Here is an 18,973-nt window from a genome sequence, read left to right on the forward strand (position 1 = left end):
GTGTTATGTTGTCCGTTTATAAAGTATTTTTGTGCACTATACGTTAAAACTGTTCATTCTACGAAGCATATCAGATAGCTTCTCTCTATAATAATATAGATGGGAACCTCTAAAAACTTGCTTTGCAGGCCGCAGCAGACAAGGAAATGAATTCCCTGACAGAACAAACAGGGAAGCTTGCAGTTTTTAGAGGTCTCCTACAGTAATTCTTTTTAGATATAGTTCGCTGCGGTTAAAATCTTACGCGCTTTTTCAGCGTCTTCTCCGGCAAGCAGGATAACGGGGCCGGTACAGCCCATGCCCGCTTCCGCATAGATGTTCTCTTTCCAGAGCGTCTTGCAGGCATTTTCTATGTCGATAACGTCGATGCCGTGGATTTCTTCCGTAACGACCTTCTTAGGCGGCACCGCGACTGTCTCCGCGCTTGCCTCTTTTGCGGCGCCGAACGAGTCGAGTATGGCTTGCAGCCCCGATTTTTCGGCGGCTTGCACCTCGGCACGGCACAGCGCTTGCAAGTTTGCCTGCGCGCTGCGCGCGGAATACGCCAAGGCTGCGGCGATAACCGGAGCGCCCGATGCGCGGGAAACAATCGCGACAACATCGGTCATATCCTTACCGGCGCAGGGACCGTAACCGGAACCGGAGGCTTCGTAGCTACCGCCTGTTAAGAAGGAGCTGAAAAGCTTCATCAGCACATTGCCGGTTAAGGTATCACAGACCATCACATCGGGCGTCCCTTGCAGCAAATCGTTTCCGCGCATGCGTACCCCGCCGTCGGCGCGGTGCGATTCGGTGAAGCGTATCGAATAGCCCGCTTTTTTCAGCTTTAACAGCGCTTTTTCAATCGTCGCAACGCCGTCGATGTTTAAAAGCCCGACCGTCGGGTTTTCAACACCGTTTGCTTTTGCAACGGCAATTCCGGCAAAGGTGTTTAACAGCATTGCCTTATACCGGTCTGCATCGGAAGCGCCGGTAGTGGACGCAATAAACATCTCTTTACCGAAGCCGGGCGTTACTACCTTTCCGATTGTCGTAACGCCGAGCGGGAAAGTATAGTGCATTGTTACAGCGGCTTTTATTTCGCCCGTTTTAAACAATTCTTCCATTTTATGATGCGCGTCTTCCAGCGTCGGCGCTTCATACCAGCGGAACCCTTCGGTTTTCGGGCCGCCGATCAGCACAATATCCAATCCGGGATTGGCATGGGCTGCCAGTTTTGCCGCGCGGATAAGCTCCGCTTCTCCGTGCTCGCTGCCGGGGACGGTTAAGCCGACCGGAAAGGCTTCCGCAAAGGCGCCGGTTTCCAGTCCCTTCGCCATCAGACTGAAGGCATCGGCCAGTTGTTGTTTTGTACTGCTCATTTTGCGCCGTCCTCCGCTAAGATACGGGCAGCGACATCGCGCATAGCATCGGCTACAATCTTCTTAATTTCCGCTTCACCGGCGCCGCCCGCAGCACCGGAACTTCCCTTACCGTTGTTCGCCTCAATTAAAAGGCTTAAACCGTCAAAGAGGTTGGTCAAACGGCCGAGGAACAAGCTGCCTTTTCCGATAATCATTGCGCGGCGCAATTTACCTGCAAGCATATCCCGCCGTGCATGGCCGATAAAAGGAACGCCGGAGGGAATATGTCCCTGCGTAGGTGCAAACCCTTCCACACCGTATTGCTTTACAAATTCCGCGATTTTGGCTCGTTCAAGCTGGCCTTTCATAACCGCAAGCGCCGCTATCATCTTTGTGTTCGCTTCCGGCACATTACCGGCGCCTGCAGGAGCGGTAATTTCATGATTCTGCAACTCCGCAGCAAATTTTTCGACATCGGTAATCTTCATCCCTGCGGCGTTCAGCGGATCGTAGATAAGCGCTGTCATAACCGCCTGCGGAGAAGAACCGGAAGAAATCGTATGTTTGCCGATAACATCGGTATTGATAATGGGGTTTACACCGTCGTCTTCAGTAATTAAAACGGCGAAACCGCCTACCATATCCTCAAGGAGCGGCATCTCTTTTTTAACATGATCTTTACCGTTCATACCGAGCTTAGGTACGGAACCGCCGGCGACAACCATCACGGTCTTAAAGATACCCGACCGCACGAGCGCAGCGGCATTTGCCAATGCGTGTACCGGCGCTGCACAGAAACCGCGGATATCACAGCCGGTTGCATGAACGCATCCCGCTTTTTCGCCGACGGATTTTGCGATGTTGCCGCCTCCGCGCTGGTTTACATCGCCCGCAGCTTCCTCGGAACACTCGATAATATAATCGATGTCCGCCGCATTGATGCCTTCAAGCTCCGCGAGGTGCCATGCGGTTAAGATGCCGGTTCCCTTGGTAACAAGGTTTTCGAGCATCGTATGAGCGCTCAAGTTCGGGTCGGTGTCATGCGCTTGTTTGACACAGCCGACCAGCACGTCATTGTCGTATAAACCTTCCGCCGTGTGCGATTGCACCAACTTTTCGATATCGGCCTTGGAATGGGCTTCTCCCAACGTAATCGCCTTATCCTTCATTAACGGATGATTTTGAATAATCGTTGCCGCTTCGGCAGTAAATTCTTCGGTTAAGTATACCAGTTCAAAAACGTCGGCGTACTTCATCAAAATATAGAGTTCTTTTTGCGTTGCAATTTCACCGAACGGCCCAAAGCGGTCGGCTTTTTCGGTGCACTTAAACCACGGCTCGGGGATACCGGGCAAATCTTCAGGTTTTTTGTTTCCGATATATACCTGATTGGGCGGATATTGAACAGCTTGCTCAAAGGTTCTTAAATGAGACGGGATTGCGGCAATATAGGGATCGGCAGGATCTTTCGCAATCGCTGCGGTCTGAGTTGAACCGTTCCGTTTTAACAGATCGGGGCTGTATGCCAATGTGTAACTTGCCCCTTTAATCACTGCGTTTTTCATAATACATCCTTATTGATAAAATTTTGAGGGAAGCTCCGTCTTGTATCGATAAACGGTATCTTCCTTTAGAATAGTAACACCAACTTTGTTTTATAGCCTACACGTTGAAAATGCTCTTGTCAAGCATTTAAGAAAACTGTTACACGGCGCTTTTGGTCAATACCTCTTGCAATTTATATTCTTGTTTAAAATGCAATTTTGATTTACTATAGCGCCTATGATTACAACCCGTTTGCCGGAAAATCTCTCCGGTTATCATATACACATGATCGGTATTAAAGGAACCGGCATGGCGGCCTTAGCGGAGCTGCTTGTTTCGCGGGGCGCAAAGCTAACCGGCAGCGATGTCAGCGATGAATTTTATACCGATGCGTTGCTGCGTAAGCTGAACATACCGGTCAGCACTCCTTTTGCGCCTTCAAACATTCCCGCTTCCACCAAGCTTATCATATATTCAACGGCGTACACGCCTGACAAAAACCCTGAGCTATATGCCGCTGTGGAAAAAAATATCCCGCGTATGAGCTATCCCGAAGCGTTGGGCGCTTTTTCTCAACACAGTTATTCGGCAGGTATCGCAGGCGTGCACGGCAAAACGACAACTACCGGTATTGCAGGAACGTTGTTAAAGGATTTAAACTTGAGCGCCTCAGTATTGGCGGGGAGCGCCGTGTCCAACTTCGGCGGCGGATGCACGGTTATCAACGGTTCAAAGTATTTTGTCGCCGAAACCTGCGAATATAAACGCAACTTTTTGTTTTTTCATCCTCAAAAAATCGTACTTACCAGCATCGAAAGCGATCATCAAGATTACTATCCTCAATACGAAGACATATTGACTGCCTTCTTACAGTACATCGACCGCCTGCCTCAGTTCAACGAATTGATTTATTGCTCAGACGATGCAGGAGCGCGGGAGGCAGCAAAGCTCACGTTTTCTTCCCGTCCCGATCTTGTCTTAACCCCTTACGGCAAAACAGCGCACGGCGACTACGGGATTAAAACTCTCGGTATCAAAAACGGGCAGTCGGTCTTTTCTCTGCGCGGCTTCGGCGGAGAATTCCGCATCGGTATTCCGGGAGAGCACAGCGTCCTCAATGCAACTGCCGCAATCGCGCTGGTAATCGGGCTTATCAAACAGGAGCGAAATGAGGTTACCGCCGCCGATCTCACCGCAATCAGAAACAGTCTTGCTTCATTTAAGGGGGCAAAACGGCGCAGCGAAATTTTAGGCGAAGTAAACGGCATCCTGTTTATGGACGATTACGGACACCACCCCACCGCAATTTATAAAACGCTCAAGGGCATCCACGAGTTTTATCCCAAACGGCGCATCATCGCGGACTTTATGTCGCATACCTATTCGCGCACCGCAGCGCTGCTTCCGGAATTTGCAAATGCTTTTTCCTACGCCGATACGGTTATCCTGCATAAGATATACGCTTCCGCACGGGAAAAATACAACGGTTCGACAAACGGCAGGACTTTGTACGAACAAATGAAAAAGCGGCACAAACGAATTCATTATTTTGAAGAGATTATGGATGCAAAGGATTTTGTAGAACACGAGCTGCGCCCGAACGATTTATTCATCACCGTCGGTGCAGGCGACAATTGGAAGCTCGGCCGCGCCGTTTATAACGACTTACTCGCAAAGGCACACGTATGAAAAGCATGACGAGTTATGCCTATCTTGACGGCGTTGTGAACGGTACCGATATTTCCTGCGAACTGAAAAGTTATAACTCCCGATTTTTGGATCTCAACATCAATGTTCCTTCTACAATGACCCGGCTTGAACCGTTTTTACGCACATATTTTTCCAAGCGGATTATACGGGGCAAGGTCGATTTTTATCTGCGCTTAAAGAAAGTGCACAACGAGCAGCCTATTCTGCCCAATATACCGCTTGCACAGACTTACTATAAATCCATCGCCGATATTGCCCATGCGCTTGGAATGGAAAATCAAATCACACTCGAGTTGATTTTACGGCAAGAGGGCGTGCTGCAGATTGATAAAAGTTTTGATGAGGAACTTTGGCAAAAAGCCCTTATCCCCCTCCTCGATGAGCTGACTGAAAAATTCAATGCGTGCAGGATTGAAGAAGGAAAGGCGTTGTCTGCCGATATACGGAAAATGCTTGCCGTACTTTCCGGCTCGGTTGCGGAGATTGAACGGCACGCCGCTAAAATGGAAGAGCTTTTTTCTGCAATGCTGAAAAAGAAATTTTCCGACCTTATGGAGCGTGAACCGGATCAACAGCGCGTTATGCAGGAAGTCGCGGCGCTGCTCGTTAAGTATACAATCAACGAAGAAATCATACGGGCAAAAGCGCATATCGCGGCTTTAGAAAAAGAAATTGCAGAAAACGAAACTCCCGGACGGAGGATTGATTTCCTGTGTCAGGAAATCAATCGGGAGATCAACACCATCGGCTCCAAAAATCAGCTGACGGAAATCGGACAGGCGGTAATCTCCGCTAAGGATGCTCTGGAAAATATCCGCGAGCAGGCTCACAATATCGAATAAGGGATACTAAGAGAGAGACTATTGATGAAAAACAACTACGCCATTCCTGCAAAAAAAGAGCTGCGCATTGCAATTTCAGGTGCTTCCGGCTGCGGCAACACAACGGTCTCTACTTTGTTGGCCGGCACGTTGGGTATTCCATGCATCAATTATACCTTTAGGAATCTCGCAAAAGAATTGGGTATGCCGTTAAAAAAAGTCATTGAGCAAGCGAAAACGGATTTCAGCTTTGACCGTATTGTCGATAGCCGCCAAGTTGAGCAGGCGTTGAAATCATCGTGCGTATTGGGTTCCCGCCTTGCGATTTGGATGCTGAAAGAGGCGGATTTAAAAGTGTATCTTTATGCCTCCGAAGAAGTACGCGCGGGACGCATTTTTCAACGGGAGGGTGGAAGCCTTGAGCATATCAAAGAGTTTACCGCGATGCGGGACAGCGACGACACCCGCCGATACAAAGAATTGTACAATATCGACAATACCGATTATGCCTTTGCCGATATGCTGATCGATACGGAGCATTATACGCCGGATGTCATTGTAGGGCTTATCATAGACGAGCTTTTACGGCGTTCGCTCATTGTTCGGAAAGCAGACAGATGAGTATCCTTGAAGCGCCTTATCCCGATTACACCGATTTTCAAAAAGCGATTTTAGATTACTATGCTGCACACGGCAGGTCTTTTCCGTGGCGCACGACAAACGATCCGTATTCCATCCTTGTGTCCGAATTTATGCTGCAGCAAACGCAGACCGAACGAGTGGTGGAAAAATATAACCGCTGGTTGGAAGTGTTCCCTACGGTGCAAGACCTTGCGGCAGCCTCCCTCGTGCAGGTGCTTGAGCAATGGGTAGGTCTTGGGTACAACCGCCGTGCGCGTTTTTTACACCAGTGCGCCCAAACCATTGCAAGCGAATACGGCGGAGTTGTTCCCGACACTTCTAAAACGCTTCAAACGCTTTCGGGTATCGGTCCCTACACAGCTGCCGCGATTTCGACATTTGCCTACAATAAACCTAACGCATTTATCGAAACAAATATCCGCGCGGTGTTTATCTTTTTCTTTTTTAAGGATAGGGCAGATATCAGCGATAAAGAAATATTCCCGCATATCGAAGCGTCGCTGTATACAGAAAATCCGCGGCTTTGGTACTACGCGCTGATGGACTACGGCGCGGAATTAAAAAAGAAAACCGTCAATCCGAATAGAAAAAGCAGGCATTATACCAAACAGTCCAAGTTTGAAGGGTCGGTACGGCAAGCGCGCGGCGCAGTAATCAGAACTCTTACGGCGCACAATAACCAAGGATATGCAGAGCTGTACGGCAATACTCAGACGGAAAAACTCCTCTTCGATAAAGCGCTTGAAGGACTCATCCGCGAAGGTTTTGTGGCAGAAGAAGGCGGCTGTTATTCCATTAAGCAGTAAGGGGCAGTCTGCTTTCTGTAACCAACGGCAAGTACGGTTTTCGGTGTTGCTTGGTAATACCTCATACGAGTAATGCTATCATTATCCATCTTGTCGCTCAATCCTCGTTTTTACAAACCGGTTGGTACAACATATTGTCTAGTTGACTTTAAATTTTCCTACTTCCTCTGCCAAGCTTTCAATACTCCGTTTATTTTTCTGCGTAATCTCATTGACTTCTTGTATCGCATTGTTAATTTGCACTGCACCGGAGGCCATTTCGTTCATACTGTCGGTGATAATGCGGCTAAGATTGTCTAATTTGCACATTTCTTGTGCAACGCTCTCGCCACCTTTCAGCATCTCTTCCGAACCGCTTTGAACCTCCACCGTTACCATGTTGATATTTTTGATAGCTGTTAATACTTCTTTACTGCCGTTTTCTTGTTCTTTCATCGATTTAGTTAGTAAGGCGCTCATCTCCTTAACCTGTTCGGCAAGGGTGAAAATTGCATTGAACTTTTCTTCTACCGTTTTTGAAGATGCAGAAAGCGTTTCAATTTCACCGGATAATGTTTTCAGCGTTGCGGTGATGGTTTTTCCTTGCATTGCAGAATCTTCGGCAAGTTTGCGGATTTCATCCGCAACGACGGCAAAGCCCTTGCCTGCCTCACCGGCGTGAGCCGCTTCAATCGCAGCATTCATCGCGAGTAAGTTTGTCTGCGACGCAATATGTTGAATAACGCTGCTTGCTTCCATCAGCGAGCCTGACTCTTCTGCAATCTTCTGTGTGACGGTGTTGGATGTTACCAGCGTCGCTTTGCCGTCTCCGGTTGCGCTTGTCAAGTTTTTAATTACGTCATCGGTCTTGCCGAGTGTCTGTCCGATAGAGGCGATATTCGCTACCATTTCTTCTACGGAAGAAGAAGATTGTGCAACACTTGTCGCTTGTGTTTCGATACTGTTATTCAACTGCTTTATCGTGCGGACAATCTCTTCGATAGTAGCCGCCGTTTCGGTAACACTTGTTGCTTGGGTCATCGTCTGCTGCTTAACCCCGTCGATGTTAGCGCTGATTTCATTTACTGCGCTGGCTGTTTCCGTCATATTGGAAGCAAGCTCTGCGCCGATTTCTTCCATTTCGTTACTATTTGTTTCAACCGCTTGTATTGAAGCGCCGATTTTAGCAATTGTTTCGTTAAAATATTCGGATAGATCAGTTACCTCATCATTACCGATTACAGGCAACCGTACCGTTAAATCTCCTTCCCCCTGTGCAATATTTTTTAAGGCATTAACAGCAGTCTGTACCGGCTTTACCATTGCGCGAGCGATAATATATACAATAACAATTGCCGCCAGTAAAATGATAAGCCCTATAATGAGCATAGTACCGCGCAATGTATTGACATCCCCCATAAATTCTTCTGCAGGTGCATTGACAATCACTGTCCATCCGGTCGTTTTCATTATAGCGTGCGCTGCTATTTTGTGTACATTTTTGTATTCATAGTATCCGATTGCAGAATCTTTTGCTTCAAGCGCTGTTTGCAAAAATGCTGCAAGAGAAGTAAAGACCGGATTTTTTGTAGCTTCTTCTATTGGATTAAACTGATTTGCAATCAATTCCGTATCTTGATCAGCGATGATTATTCCCGTATCTCCTATCATAGTACAATTACCGGTTTGTCCGATAACGATATCTTTTACGGCATCATACATCGCAAATCCGTCGATTGTTGCTGCGAGTATATTGCGTGCTTGATTATTATCATCATAAATCGGAATAGCGATAATGATAACTATTTTACCGTTGATAAGAGATACAAAAGGTTCGCACATTAAAGGTTTCCCACGATAGGCTTTAAACCAAGCCGTTGAAGAAATATCGCTTGTTCGCCCGTTAGCTAAATAACCGATTCCGTTTTGAGTGACAATATTAAGTATCTGAAAAGCGTCATCTTTATCGGCGAGGTCTTTTAACAATACTGCTTTTTCAAAATATGATACTTCATCACTTTGCAATGTCGGCATCTGGGCAATACCTTCAAGCAATTGAAACCACTGCTCAACCTTACCGTCCAGTATTTCAGCCGTATCATGCACCTTATCCAGCAGATGTGCTTCAATTTTTTCTATTACAGCTTTTCGTGCTGTATGAACGGCAAGTACGCTTTCTATCGTTAAAGCTGCCACAATAAGAAAACCGAAAATGATGATGAGTTTGTAGCGAATCGAAAAACGCTTTTTCATTGTATGCCTCCTGCTATATAATTCATAATTCCTAATTCATAGTTCTTAATTATGAATTCTTAATTACTTATTAGATGGAGGGCTTCTATTCTTAATTATGCATTGCCAATTATCAATTAATTGGGGGGGGGGGGGGGTAATATATTAACTTCTTTCATTTCCGCCAATTCTTTTCGACATAAGATCGATGTTTTTAGACAAATTTACCGCAAACATCAATAAAAAAATATGTTTTACGGCAAATTCAGACGCATCTCTAAAACAAGCTTTGGTTTAAAGATACGAACAGCAGTTCGGTAACTCCGTTGTCGAGCTGTTGTGATTAATTATAACACAGAGAAAAAGAATCCGCAAGAAAATTATAGGAACCCCGGTAAACCTCGGTAAAAGGCTTGACAATTTTCCAATATAATAGAAAATATTTTCTATGAAACCTCGAAAAATTTGGATAATTACCTGTTTATTCTCCGTTATTCTCATTTCTACCGTATCGTATGCGCCGTCCGTCTTTGCGCAATCTCAGCAAGATCAGGGGCAAAGTACGATACCGTATATGCAATACCTGCAATACTTAAATGAGGCGCTCCAGCGTTATTATGTTGATGAGGTAAAACCTGAGGTGCTCTTTCAGGGCGCAGCGGAAGGAATGCTCAATGCGCTCAAGGATCCGTATACTATGTATATCGACAACGGCAGTTTAACCGGTGTCGGGCTGCAGGATACGACAACCGGCTACTTCGGCGGCATAGGCATCACTTTTACCAAGCCGGCCGTTTCAACATCCGAACGTCCAGCCTATATTGAAGTTGCTTCCGCCCTCGAAGGAACCCCTGCGTGGAAAGCCGGTATTCAGGCGGAAGACCTCATCACCGAAATCGAAGGCGAATCCGTTATCGAGATGACGACGGCGGATGTTGTTGCAAAGCTCCGCGGAAAAATCGGCTCATCCGTTACGGTAACCGTCCGGCGGGGAAAGAATATGGAATTTCCGGCTAAGCTGGTGCGGGCACGGATTGAAGTGCCGACCATTAAATACATGAAACTTGATAAGGATATCGGCTATATCCGCCTGATAGAGTTTAATCCCAACAGCAGCCGCCGTATACGGGAAGCAATGGAAAGTCTGCAAGCGGAAGGGGTAACCAAGTTAGTGCTCGATCTGCGGAATAATCCGGGTGGGCTTATCACCGCAGCAGTCGATACGGCAAGTTTGTTTATCAAAGAAGGCTTGATCGTTTCGACAAAGTCGCGTATTCCGCAGCAAAATCTTGAGTTTAACACCAACGCTGCGATAGATGCGGTGTTTGCAAATGTGCCGCTTGTCGTGCTCATCAATAAAGGTTCGGCAAGCGCTTCGGAAATATTGGCAGGCGCCTTAAAGGACTATAAGCGCGCGTACCTCGTCGGAGAAACCAGTTATGGAAAGGGTTCCGTGCAGCAAATCTTCGATTTAACGCAAAAAGATTCCTTTAAAATGACCATTTCGCGCTATTATACGCCGAGCGATGCCAATATCGACAAAACCGGTATTAAACCGGACAAAGAAGCGGTGTTGTTCCCGTCGTTATCGGCAGATGATGAAAAGAACCTTGAAAAGCTCTTCAAAGATGAAAAAATTTCAAACTATGTAAAGAAAAACAAGGATTTAACCGCTACGCAGATTACCCGATATGCGGAATCGCTCGCAAAAGAATATTCCTTAAACAAAGAATTGCTCCGTATCTTGATTCGGCAGGAATACAATAGAACGCATACCGCGCCGGCAGCTGATATTGAATATGATGCGCCGCTGCAAGAGGCTGTCAAAATTCTTAAAAGCGGAACTTTGCCGCAGCTGCTCAAAAACAGTAAAACCGTACGTCAAATGCAGGAAGAAGCGGCGCAAGAAAAGGCTATTGCCGAGTTGAAGAAGGCTTCATAAATCGGTATTACGAAGCGATGAAGCAATTTATTATCGAGCAAGAGCCGGACAGTAACGGTATACTCACGTTGAGCGGCAAGGCTTTTGACTATTTGGTAAAGGTGCGGCGTATGCGGGAAGGGGATATTCTGCATGCGCTGCTGCCGCAAAGCGGCGCCGCCGATATGGTAATCGATTCGATAAATACCGTAAAGAAAACACTGCGAGTAAAGCGGCAGACAGCGTCTCTCAGTGCGTCAGGGGCGACTGCATCTTTGGCCGCCGATGGTACAACCAACCAAGCCGCAAACCGTTCCCGTGCGTCTGCCGTGCCTGCTGCCGCCGAACTTGTCTTGCTGCAATGGGTACTCAAAGGTTCAAAGACCGATGCGATTATCCGGCAGGCAACGGAAGCAGGCGTTCGTGCCGTGCTGCCGGTGATTGGAGAATTTTCCGTTGCAAAAAAACAAAACCCTGCGCAGCTGGAACGGTTCAGGCGAATCATCAAAGAAGCGCGACAGCAATCCGGTTCTCCGGTCAATACCGTCGTTATGGAACCGGCTCCGCTTACCGAAGCGCTCAACACTCTAAAAACGCTGGTACCGGAGGCTAGTACCGTGTTTGCTCAGTGCAGCGAAGCCGCAGGAGCGTCCGTCGGATTTCACCAATTGCTTGCAGAAAAACCTTCCCACATCGTGCTGGCAATCGGGGCGGAAGGAGGCATAAGCCCCGCGGAAGCGGCGGTGCTCCGTGAAGCGGCTTTCCAAACCGTTCATTTTAAAACAAATGTATTACGTGCAGAAACCGCCGCGCTGTATGCAATCGCAGCGGCACAAACTACTATAAACGAGGCTGACCAATGGCAATTACCCGTATAAGACTCTTGACAATTCCCATCGATATTCTCCCTGACGAAGATATTGAACAAACCATAATGGATATGGCGGGTAAAGGAGAACCTCAGCAGATTGTCTTCATTACGATCTGGGATTTGCTCAAGGCTCGGCGCGATGCGGAATTCCGCGCAATGCTGGAGCAGGCGGCGCTCTGTCTTCCTCTTTCAAAAAGTTTATTAAAAGCGGCGCAGTTTCTCAAACTTCCCGTACCGATCAGGCGTGATTCCTTTGATATGATTATCAGAATCTTGAACATCATTGATTCTCACTATAAAACGCTCTACATCCTCGGCGGACGGGCGCAAAATTTGTTGGACGCCGAGCGCAACGTGCACGTAACCTTTCCGGGTATCGGTATTGTCGGCCGCTTTAACGGTTTTTACCGCAAGAATATGGAGCCGGATATTATCCTGTCGATTGTCAAAGCCCATCCTGCCCTGTTGATTGCCGGAAACGGTGTTCCCGGCGGCGTTCGATGGATTTACCGGAATAAAGCCGAATTACCTGCAAGCATCTTTATCCACAATAACGATATCATCGACATCTTTGCAAAACGTAAAAAACGCATTTCCGATGCTGCATTTCGGAAAGGGCATGAGTTTTGGTCGCAGCTGTTGCGCAATCCCTTTAAAGTATTTTACGTATTCCGCTATCTCCTCTTTTTGCTGATCGTGCTGTTCTACCGGCTCTTTAGGACATAAGGCGGTTTAACTGCGGCTGCCGATACAAAGCATATTTTGTTCGATCGGTACATTTTAAGGACATACATACAACTATGGCAGAACATTACTTACTTGATACGGAAACCGTAAAGACATACCTTGTTGAAAAACTCAAGCTGTTTTCTCTCAATGAGCCGCTTGTAGCAGAGGAAATCGGAGACGGGAATATCAACTATGTATTCCGTGTGTGTTCCCGTACAAGCGGGAAGAGCATTATCGTAAAACAGGCTGATCGGCTGCTCCGCTCATCGGGGCGTCCGCTCGACATTACCCGCAGCAAAAGAGAGGCGGAAGCGCTCCGCATTTATGCCGCTCTTACCCCGCAGTTTATTCCCCGTATTTACGCCTACGACGATACCATGAGCGCTATCTGCATGGAAGATATTTCCTATTGCGGTAATCTACGGAAGGAGTTGATGGCGGGGCGTCCGCTTCCGGCGAACTTTGCAGAAAATGCTGCTTCCTTTTTAGCCGATGCGGTTTTTGGGACAAGTGATCTATTTGTATCTCCGGAGGAAAAGAAGGAGCGGGTAAAAGCGTTTATTAATCCCGAACTGTGCGCAATTTCCGAAACGCTGGTTTTTTCCGAGCCGTACTGCAACGGAAAAAACCGCAACCGTATTACGCCCGGGAACGAGGCCTTTATTCAAAAAACGCTGTACAATGACGAAGCGCTTAAAGCCGAGGCCGCTTCGCTGCGGGAAACATTTATGAATAAGGCGGAGGCTCTTATCCACGGGGATTTACACACCGGCTCCATTTTTATCGGAAATAATACCGGCACTGCCATCGATAAGAATGGAACAACCGAGCCGTGTATGAAAATTATCGATCCCGAATTCGCTTTTTACGGCCCAATCGGATACGACCTCGGTAATATTATCGCACACCTTTATTGTGCATGGATGTATGTCGCTTTTACCCGTGGCGCCTGCTGCGACGAAAAATTCTATGCGCAGGGAGAGCTGCAATCACCCGTATCTCAGCCCCGTGCTGCCGATGATTTTACCGAACGGATAGCCGCCGCAATCGAAACCCTGCCGCAGCTTTTTACCGCAAAAGCGCTGGAACGGTGTAAAACCGTCCCATTGAGCGACCCGCTCTACAACGAACGGTATATCCGGCGGAGGCTTACTGAAATACGTGCCGATGCCTACGGCTTTGCCGGTACCGAAATAATCCGCCGCGCAGTCGGCGACACCAAAATCGCCGAATTTGACGCAATGGGGTCTGATCCGCGGCGTATTACTATGGAACGCATCGTAATAAAGATAGCCTGTAGGTTAATTAAGCGGCGGCGGCAAGCAGGTGTCGGAGCAGGCACGGTTGCATACTTTAGAAAAACGCTGTTAAACAATGAAATATGATCCGTTTGCACAAGAATAAAAACTGAGACATTGCGGTTTGGTATACGGCTTGTATCCGGTACTACTATTTTCAAAACGCCATATTTTTATTTTAAACAAGAAGAAATTAAGGGCTTGACACCCAATACCGTCTTGTGTACTATAAAACAGCCTTTGGGACTATAGCTCAGCTGGATAGAGCGTCAGATTCCGGATCTGAAGGCCGGCGGTTCGAATCCGCCTAGTCTCATTCTTCTTATAATATTAATTTCTTGTCGTTTCCCCGTATTTCATACCAGCCTCATTAGGTCTATTTTAATCGGTCTGTTGGCCATTATATTTTTTTGAAGGAAATAAAATGATAGTTGGACAAAGAAATAGTGATCTGACGGAAGGAATTATCTGGAAAACACTGATTATATTTACCGTACCGATTTTGGTGGGGAATTTTTTTCAGCATTTATATACGACGGCTGATGCGGTGATTGTCGGGCGTTTTACCGGCAAAGAAGGTCTTGCCGCAATCGATTCTATTTTTAGCCTATTAAGATTACCCGTTAATTTGTTCAGCGGACTGTCGGCCGGTTCTTCAATTTTAATTTCACAGCTCTATGGAGCAAAAAAGTACCATGATCTGTCAAAGACAATGCATACGGCATTAGTGCTCACGTTTATTGTCGGAACGTTTTTATCTGCTATCGGTGTTTTATTATCTCCCGCGCTGCTGGTAATGATGGACGTTCCCGCCGATATTTTTGATGCAACATTGCTCTATGTCCGGATATACTTCGGCGGTATGCTGATCTCGCTTTTTTATAATATTGCTGCGGGAATTTTACGGGCAATGGGAAATGCGCAAACGCCCTTTTATGCATTGACGGTTTCAAGCGGAATAAATATTGTACTTGATATTCTGTTTGTCGGTGTGTTCAAATGGGGGATCGGCGGGGCGGCTTTCGCAACCGTGCTTGCACAATTATGCAGCGCAGTAATTCTTTTCGTTACTCTTTCAAAAAAAAGCAACTTATGCCCGCTGCATATTTCACAGCTGAAATTGTATGGCTCTGCGGCTGCGGCTATTGCAAAACTGGGTATCCCGATAGGATTGCAATCAATACTTTTCCCGATAGCTAATATGATCATTCAAGCGCGGATAAACGGTACCGGTACGGAACATATTGCTGCATGGGCGTTATGCGGGAAATTGGATTTTCTGATTTGGATTTCGATTGAAGCAATGACAACCGCTGTTTCTACGTTTGTCGCACAAAACTACGGGGCGAAAAAATACGATAGGGTAAATACCGGGATCCGTACCGGGTTATTGATAGGGGTAACGGTCATCGGGATATTAAGTGCAATCCTGTATTTTTGGAGCGTGCCGTTGGGAAAGTTTTTTATCGGCGCCGAAGATTACGGTGTTCTTACCACTATGGAGCGGCTGATGCACTTGATTGCGCCCTTTTATACGGTATTCGTATTCGCGGAGCTTTTTTCTGCAGCAATGTACGGAATCGGTGAAACGTTGAAGCCGATGATTATTACGCTACTTGGGATCTGTGTTTTTCGAATACTGTGGATATGGTGTGTCGTACCGCTGTATCCTTCGATTGAAGTAATCGTGTGGGCGTTTCCTGCATCTTGGAGTTTAACTACTGTCGCATTTATTGTTGCATATCTGCGATTGCGGAGAAATATATGAAAATTGTTTTTATTACCGGTGCCTCCGGAACGATGGGATCCGAAGCATTAAAACAGATTGCTCAAACGGGAGCATTCCGGTGCCGTGTTCTATTACGGCCTAAAAAGGCGAATATAAAGCTGGCAAAAAAGCTTCAGAAAAACGAAAACATTGAAGTGTTGTTCGGTGATATACAAAACTACGAAGATTGCCTTGCCGGTGTAAAAGATGCAGACTATGTGCTTCACTGCGCAGCGATTATTCCTCCTGCTGCCGACCACAATCATGATGTTGCATTCCGTACCAATTGGCTCGGAACTCAAAATCTGTTGAATGCAGTGGTAGAAAGCGGACAAATCGAAAAGACGAAATTCGTTTACATAGGCACCGTTGCGGAATACGGCAATAGAACATTCAAACACCCGTGGGGAAGAGTCGGCGATCCGCTTTTGCCGAGTGCGTTTGATATGTATGCGGCAAGTAAAGTAAAGGCCGAGCGTGCGGTTATTGAATCTCCTTTATGCTGGGTTTCGCTTCGGCAAAGCGGCATCTTATATGACGAAGTGCTATTCAATAACATGAATGACGGGCTGATGTTTCATACGTGTTGGAATACGCCGATAGAATGGGCGACGGCGCGTACCTCCGGTCTGCTTTTGAAAAATCTCGTTGAAAAAGATACCAACGGAACACTCAAGCCGGATTTTTGGAAAAAGGTATACAATATCGGAAACGGAAAGGATGCCCGTGTTACCGGTTTTGAAACGCTTGACCGCGGTTTCAGAATGATGGGGCGGAGCGCCGAGGAAATTTTCCGCCCCGAATGGAATGCAAGCCGCAATTTCCACTGTATGTGGTTTGCCGATTCTCATATATTAAACAGCTATCTGGATTTCCAGCATGAAGGGTTTGAAGCATTTTTTTCACAGCTTGAAAAAAAATTGTGGTATTTTAAATTAGGCAAACCGTTTCCGCGCCTTGTTCAGTGTTTCGCAATTATGCCGCTGCTGAACACAAATAATGCTCCGGTCTTTTGGGTTACGCACAATCTGAAAAAAAGAGTTGATGCCTTTTTCGGATCGCTGGATGCGTATAATGCAATCCCGCGCAGCTGGGAAAAATTCCCGTTATTGTGCAAAAATCAAAACCCTGAAACCGGTGCTGAGCTAGATTACGAGGCATTGAAAGACGAAGCATCGCTCGCAGCAAACAATATGCTTTTAAATCACGGCTATGATGAAACAAAGAAGCCGGATGAACTTGATATTGAAGATATGCAGCAGGCAGCGGCTTTCAGGGGCGGCAAGTGCAATAGTACAACGATGACTCGCGGCGATATGTACCGTCCGCTGCAATGGCAGTGCCATAATGGTCATCATTTTTCGGCGACTCCGTATTTAGTGCTTAAAACAGGGCATTGGTGTCCGGAATGCTGCAGTGTGCCGCCGTGGAATTTCGGAGAGCTTGCAAAACATATTCCGTTTTATGCGCAGGTATGGTACGACGATCACACGAGTGATGAAACGGAATCTTATTCGGCAGAGGATGCCCGCGATATATCCGCCTACGAAAAATGAAGCGCAGTGATGCCTTCCGAAGCTGAGTTGTTTAGCAGGTTCCTCTAATACACAAAGGGGATAATGCGCTTGGGTTTATAGCGTGCAAATTCTTCGGGGAAGTCTTGCGCATATTTTTTATACACAGCGTGAGACCGCGGTACTAAATTGCAAGCCGTCCAAAATAAAAACAGGAAACCGGCGGATGACCATGTTAAAACGGCAAAGCCGAGCCATTCCACCAATTCACCGAAGTAGTTTGCACTGGTAACATAGCGGTACATCCCCTTACACGGATAGTAGTGCTTGCTGTCGCCGTTTGCTCTCAGGGAACGGATATAGGAATCGGATTGTATATTGATAAACATACCGGCACAAAATAATGCAGCACCAACGATAAAACGGGGATCGGCAAACCAGCGCACGCTATACAGCTCTGCGGGAGAAAAATAAAAAATCCATAAACCGATTAAAAACGCATTGATCGTATTAAAGAGCATCCCCATAGACACTATGCTGAGCGGCATTTTACTGTTTCCTTTGAGCAGCATCGGGAAAATCAGTGTGCGCTGAATATAATGCGCAAGGAAAAAAGACACAAGCGCTATCCGCACCGGTTTGTGTGTATAGTCAAGTATGCACAGCAAAGTGATCATAACGATAAGAGTCGGACACTCCATCAGCATCCATGCAGCTTTATTGTTAAAACTGAAGCCCCATTTTTTATCGATTAACTTTCCGTATCCCGCGGGAATAAAATACAAGGCTACGAAACACATCAACCCTAGTGCCAGCATCACAAGTTCAACAATGCAATATACAGAATACAACATGCGCAACAGTATCACCGCTTTTTCTTTTTTAATCAACATACCCCTGATGCAAGTGTTGAGGGATTACCCTCGCCGCACGGATCAAGCACCGGTATCAGGAAAGTGTTGATTAAAGCGAGGAGCGCATTTAATCAGTATTTCCTTAGGGTTGACAGGCTGCATAAATACTCGTAGCTTAGGGCATCTCTAAAAATTCAGGTATGGTTTTTAGAGGTTTCACTTACTTAAAAAAGGCTGAATGAGATTATGGATCCTACGATACGATTGCTTTCCGCCGATGCGGTGCACACGGTGTATGAACGGCTGCGGCAGGAAAATCCCGATCCGCGGAGTGAGCTGCATTGGAAAAATGTCTATACGCTGCTGGTTGCCGTAGTGCTTTCTGCACAGGCAACCGATGTCGGGGTAAACAAGGCAAGCGCGCCTCTTTTTGAAAAGGTTGATACGCCTGAGCAAATGGTTGCGCTTGGCGAAGAAGGTCTGAAAGGTTATATCAATTCCATCAATCTATACCCGACAAAAGCAAAGCGGATTATCTCGCTCAGTAAGATTTTGATAGACCGCTATCATTCGGAGGTGCCACATGACCGCGCCGCATTGGAAAGCCTTCCGGGTGTCGGGCGGAAAACGGCCAATGTTGTGCTGAATGTAGGCTTCGGGGAGCCAACAATAGCGGTTGATACGCACATCTTGCGTACAGCGCCTCGTATCGGCCTCTCGCAGGGAACAACCCCGCTTGAGGTTGAGCAGGATTTATTGCGCGTAACACCCGAAGAATTTTTGCCGGACGCTCATCATTGGATTTTGTTGCACGGCAGATATGTCTGTAAAGCTCGGAATCCCGATTGTGCCGAATGTAAGCTCAACGATGTATGCTTAAAAAACGGAGTGGGGACATAGCATTGTAAGAAGGGGGGAAGAGAACAATCCGATTACTTTT

Annotated in this window: 15 protein-coding genes and 1 tRNA gene; 12 read left to right on the forward strand and 4 right to left on the reverse strand. The window is 46.8% G+C overall.

Going from position 1 to position 18,973, the window contains the following annotated elements:
• Window positions 1-212: 212 nt before the first annotated feature.
• A complete protein-coding gene (gene grdD / locus ABK01_RS03800) occupies window positions 213-1,361 on the reverse strand; it encodes a glycine/sarcosine/betaine reductase complex component C subunit alpha (RefSeq protein WP_253676294.1) in 1,149 nt (382 codons plus the stop codon).
• Window positions 1,358-2,908 (reverse strand): glycine/sarcosine/betaine reductase complex component C subunit beta, encoded by a 1,551-nt coding sequence (grdC, locus tag ABK01_RS03805; RefSeq protein WP_162662519.1) that lies wholly within the window; start codon window positions 2,906-2,908, stop codon window positions 1,358-1,360. The genes grdD and grdC overlap by 4 nt, the downstream gene beginning before the upstream one ends.
• A gap of 217 nt (window positions 2,909-3,125) precedes the next feature.
• On the opposite strand from grdC, the gene murC reads away from it, so the two are divergent.
• From murC to ABK01_RS03825, 4 genes are read left to right on the forward strand one after another with little or no spacing between them, the layout of a single operon-like run.
• Window positions 3,126-4,577, forward strand: coding sequence for a UDP-N-acetylmuramate--L-alanine ligase (gene murC / locus ABK01_RS03810; RefSeq protein WP_253676295.1), 1,452 nt, complete (start codon window positions 3,126-3,128; stop codon window positions 4,575-4,577).
• Window positions 4,574-5,440, forward strand: a complete 867-nt coding sequence (locus ABK01_RS03815; protein ID WP_253676296.1) for a YicC/YloC family endoribonuclease — start codon at window positions 4,574-4,576, stop codon at window positions 5,438-5,440. Before murC ends, ABK01_RS03815 begins: the two co-directional genes overlap by 4 nt.
• 24 nt (window positions 5,441-5,464) lie before the next feature.
• Window positions 5,465-6,040: a (d)CMP kinase gene (gene cmk / locus ABK01_RS03820; protein WP_253676297.1), complete on the forward strand. Its 576-nt coding sequence runs from the start codon at window positions 5,465-5,467 to the stop codon at window positions 6,038-6,040.
• On the forward strand, window positions 6,037-6,867 hold the full coding sequence (locus ABK01_RS03825) for an HhH-GPD family protein (RefSeq protein WP_253676298.1): 831 nt from the start codon (window positions 6,037-6,039) through the stop codon (window positions 6,865-6,867). The genes cmk and ABK01_RS03825 overlap by 4 nt, the downstream gene beginning before the upstream one ends.
• A gap of 138 nt (window positions 6,868-7,005) precedes the next feature.
• Here the strand turns inward: ABK01_RS03825 and ABK01_RS03830 are convergent, their stop codons facing one another.
• On the reverse strand, window positions 7,006-9,099 hold the full coding sequence (locus tag ABK01_RS03830) for a methyl-accepting chemotaxis protein (protein ID WP_253676299.1): 2,094 nt from the start codon (window positions 9,097-9,099) through the stop codon (window positions 7,006-7,008).
• Window positions 9,100-9,526: 427 nt separating this feature from the next.
• Here ABK01_RS03830 and ABK01_RS03835 point away from each other — a divergent pair, with 427 nt between their 5' ends.
• From ABK01_RS03835 to ABK01_RS03865, 7 genes are all read left to right on the forward strand, one after another.
• Complete coding sequence (locus ABK01_RS03835; protein ID WP_253676300.1) at window positions 9,527-11,020, forward strand: S41 family peptidase; 1,494 nt, start codon at window positions 9,527-9,529, stop codon at window positions 11,018-11,020.
• A 17-nt stretch (window positions 11,021-11,037) separates the two neighbouring features.
• Window positions 11,038-11,877 carry an RsmE family RNA methyltransferase gene (locus tag ABK01_RS03840; protein WP_253676301.1) on the forward strand — a complete coding sequence of 280 codons (840 nt, stop codon included), beginning with the start codon at window positions 11,038-11,040 and terminating at the stop codon, window positions 11,875-11,877.
• Window positions 11,859-12,596, forward strand: coding sequence for a WecB/TagA/CpsF family glycosyltransferase (locus ABK01_RS03845; protein ID WP_253676302.1), 738 nt, complete (start codon window positions 11,859-11,861; stop codon window positions 12,594-12,596). The genes ABK01_RS03840 and ABK01_RS03845 overlap by 19 nt, the downstream gene beginning before the upstream one ends.
• Before the next feature lie 74 nt (window positions 12,597-12,670).
• Complete coding sequence (gene mtnK / locus ABK01_RS03850; protein WP_253676303.1) at window positions 12,671-13,984, forward strand: S-methyl-5-thioribose kinase; 1,314 nt, start codon at window positions 12,671-12,673, stop codon at window positions 13,982-13,984.
• A gap of 155 nt (window positions 13,985-14,139) precedes the next feature.
• Window positions 14,140-14,213: transfer RNA gene (locus ABK01_RS03855), tRNA-Arg, on the forward strand.
• Window positions 14,214-14,321: 108 nt separating this feature from the next.
• A complete protein-coding gene (locus ABK01_RS03860; RefSeq protein WP_253676304.1) occupies window positions 14,322-15,665 on the forward strand; it encodes an MATE family efflux transporter in 1,344 nt (447 codons plus the stop codon).
• A complete protein-coding gene (locus ABK01_RS03865; protein WP_253676305.1) occupies window positions 15,662-17,221 on the forward strand; it encodes an NAD-dependent epimerase/dehydratase family protein in 1,560 nt (519 codons plus the stop codon). The genes ABK01_RS03860 and ABK01_RS03865 overlap by 4 nt, the downstream gene beginning before the upstream one ends.
• Window positions 17,222-17,265: 44 nt before the next feature.
• Here ABK01_RS03865 and ABK01_RS03870 read toward each other — a convergent pair whose 3' ends face one another.
• Window positions 17,266-18,033, reverse strand: a complete 768-nt coding sequence (locus ABK01_RS03870; protein WP_253676583.1) for a DUF1295 domain-containing protein — start codon at window positions 18,031-18,033, stop codon at window positions 17,266-17,268.
• A 258-nt stretch (window positions 18,034-18,291) separates the two neighbouring features.
• On the opposite strand from ABK01_RS03870, the gene nth reads away from it, so the two are divergent.
• Window positions 18,292-18,933 (forward strand): endonuclease III, encoded by a 642-nt coding sequence (gene nth, locus ABK01_RS03875; protein ID WP_371922031.1) that lies wholly within the window; start codon window positions 18,292-18,294, stop codon window positions 18,931-18,933.
• Window positions 18,934-18,973: the final 40 nt, after the last annotated feature.

This window comes from Treponema sp. OMZ 305 (genome assembly GCF_024181325.1).
GTDB lineage: Bacteria > Spirochaetota > Spirochaetia > Treponematales > Treponemataceae > Treponema.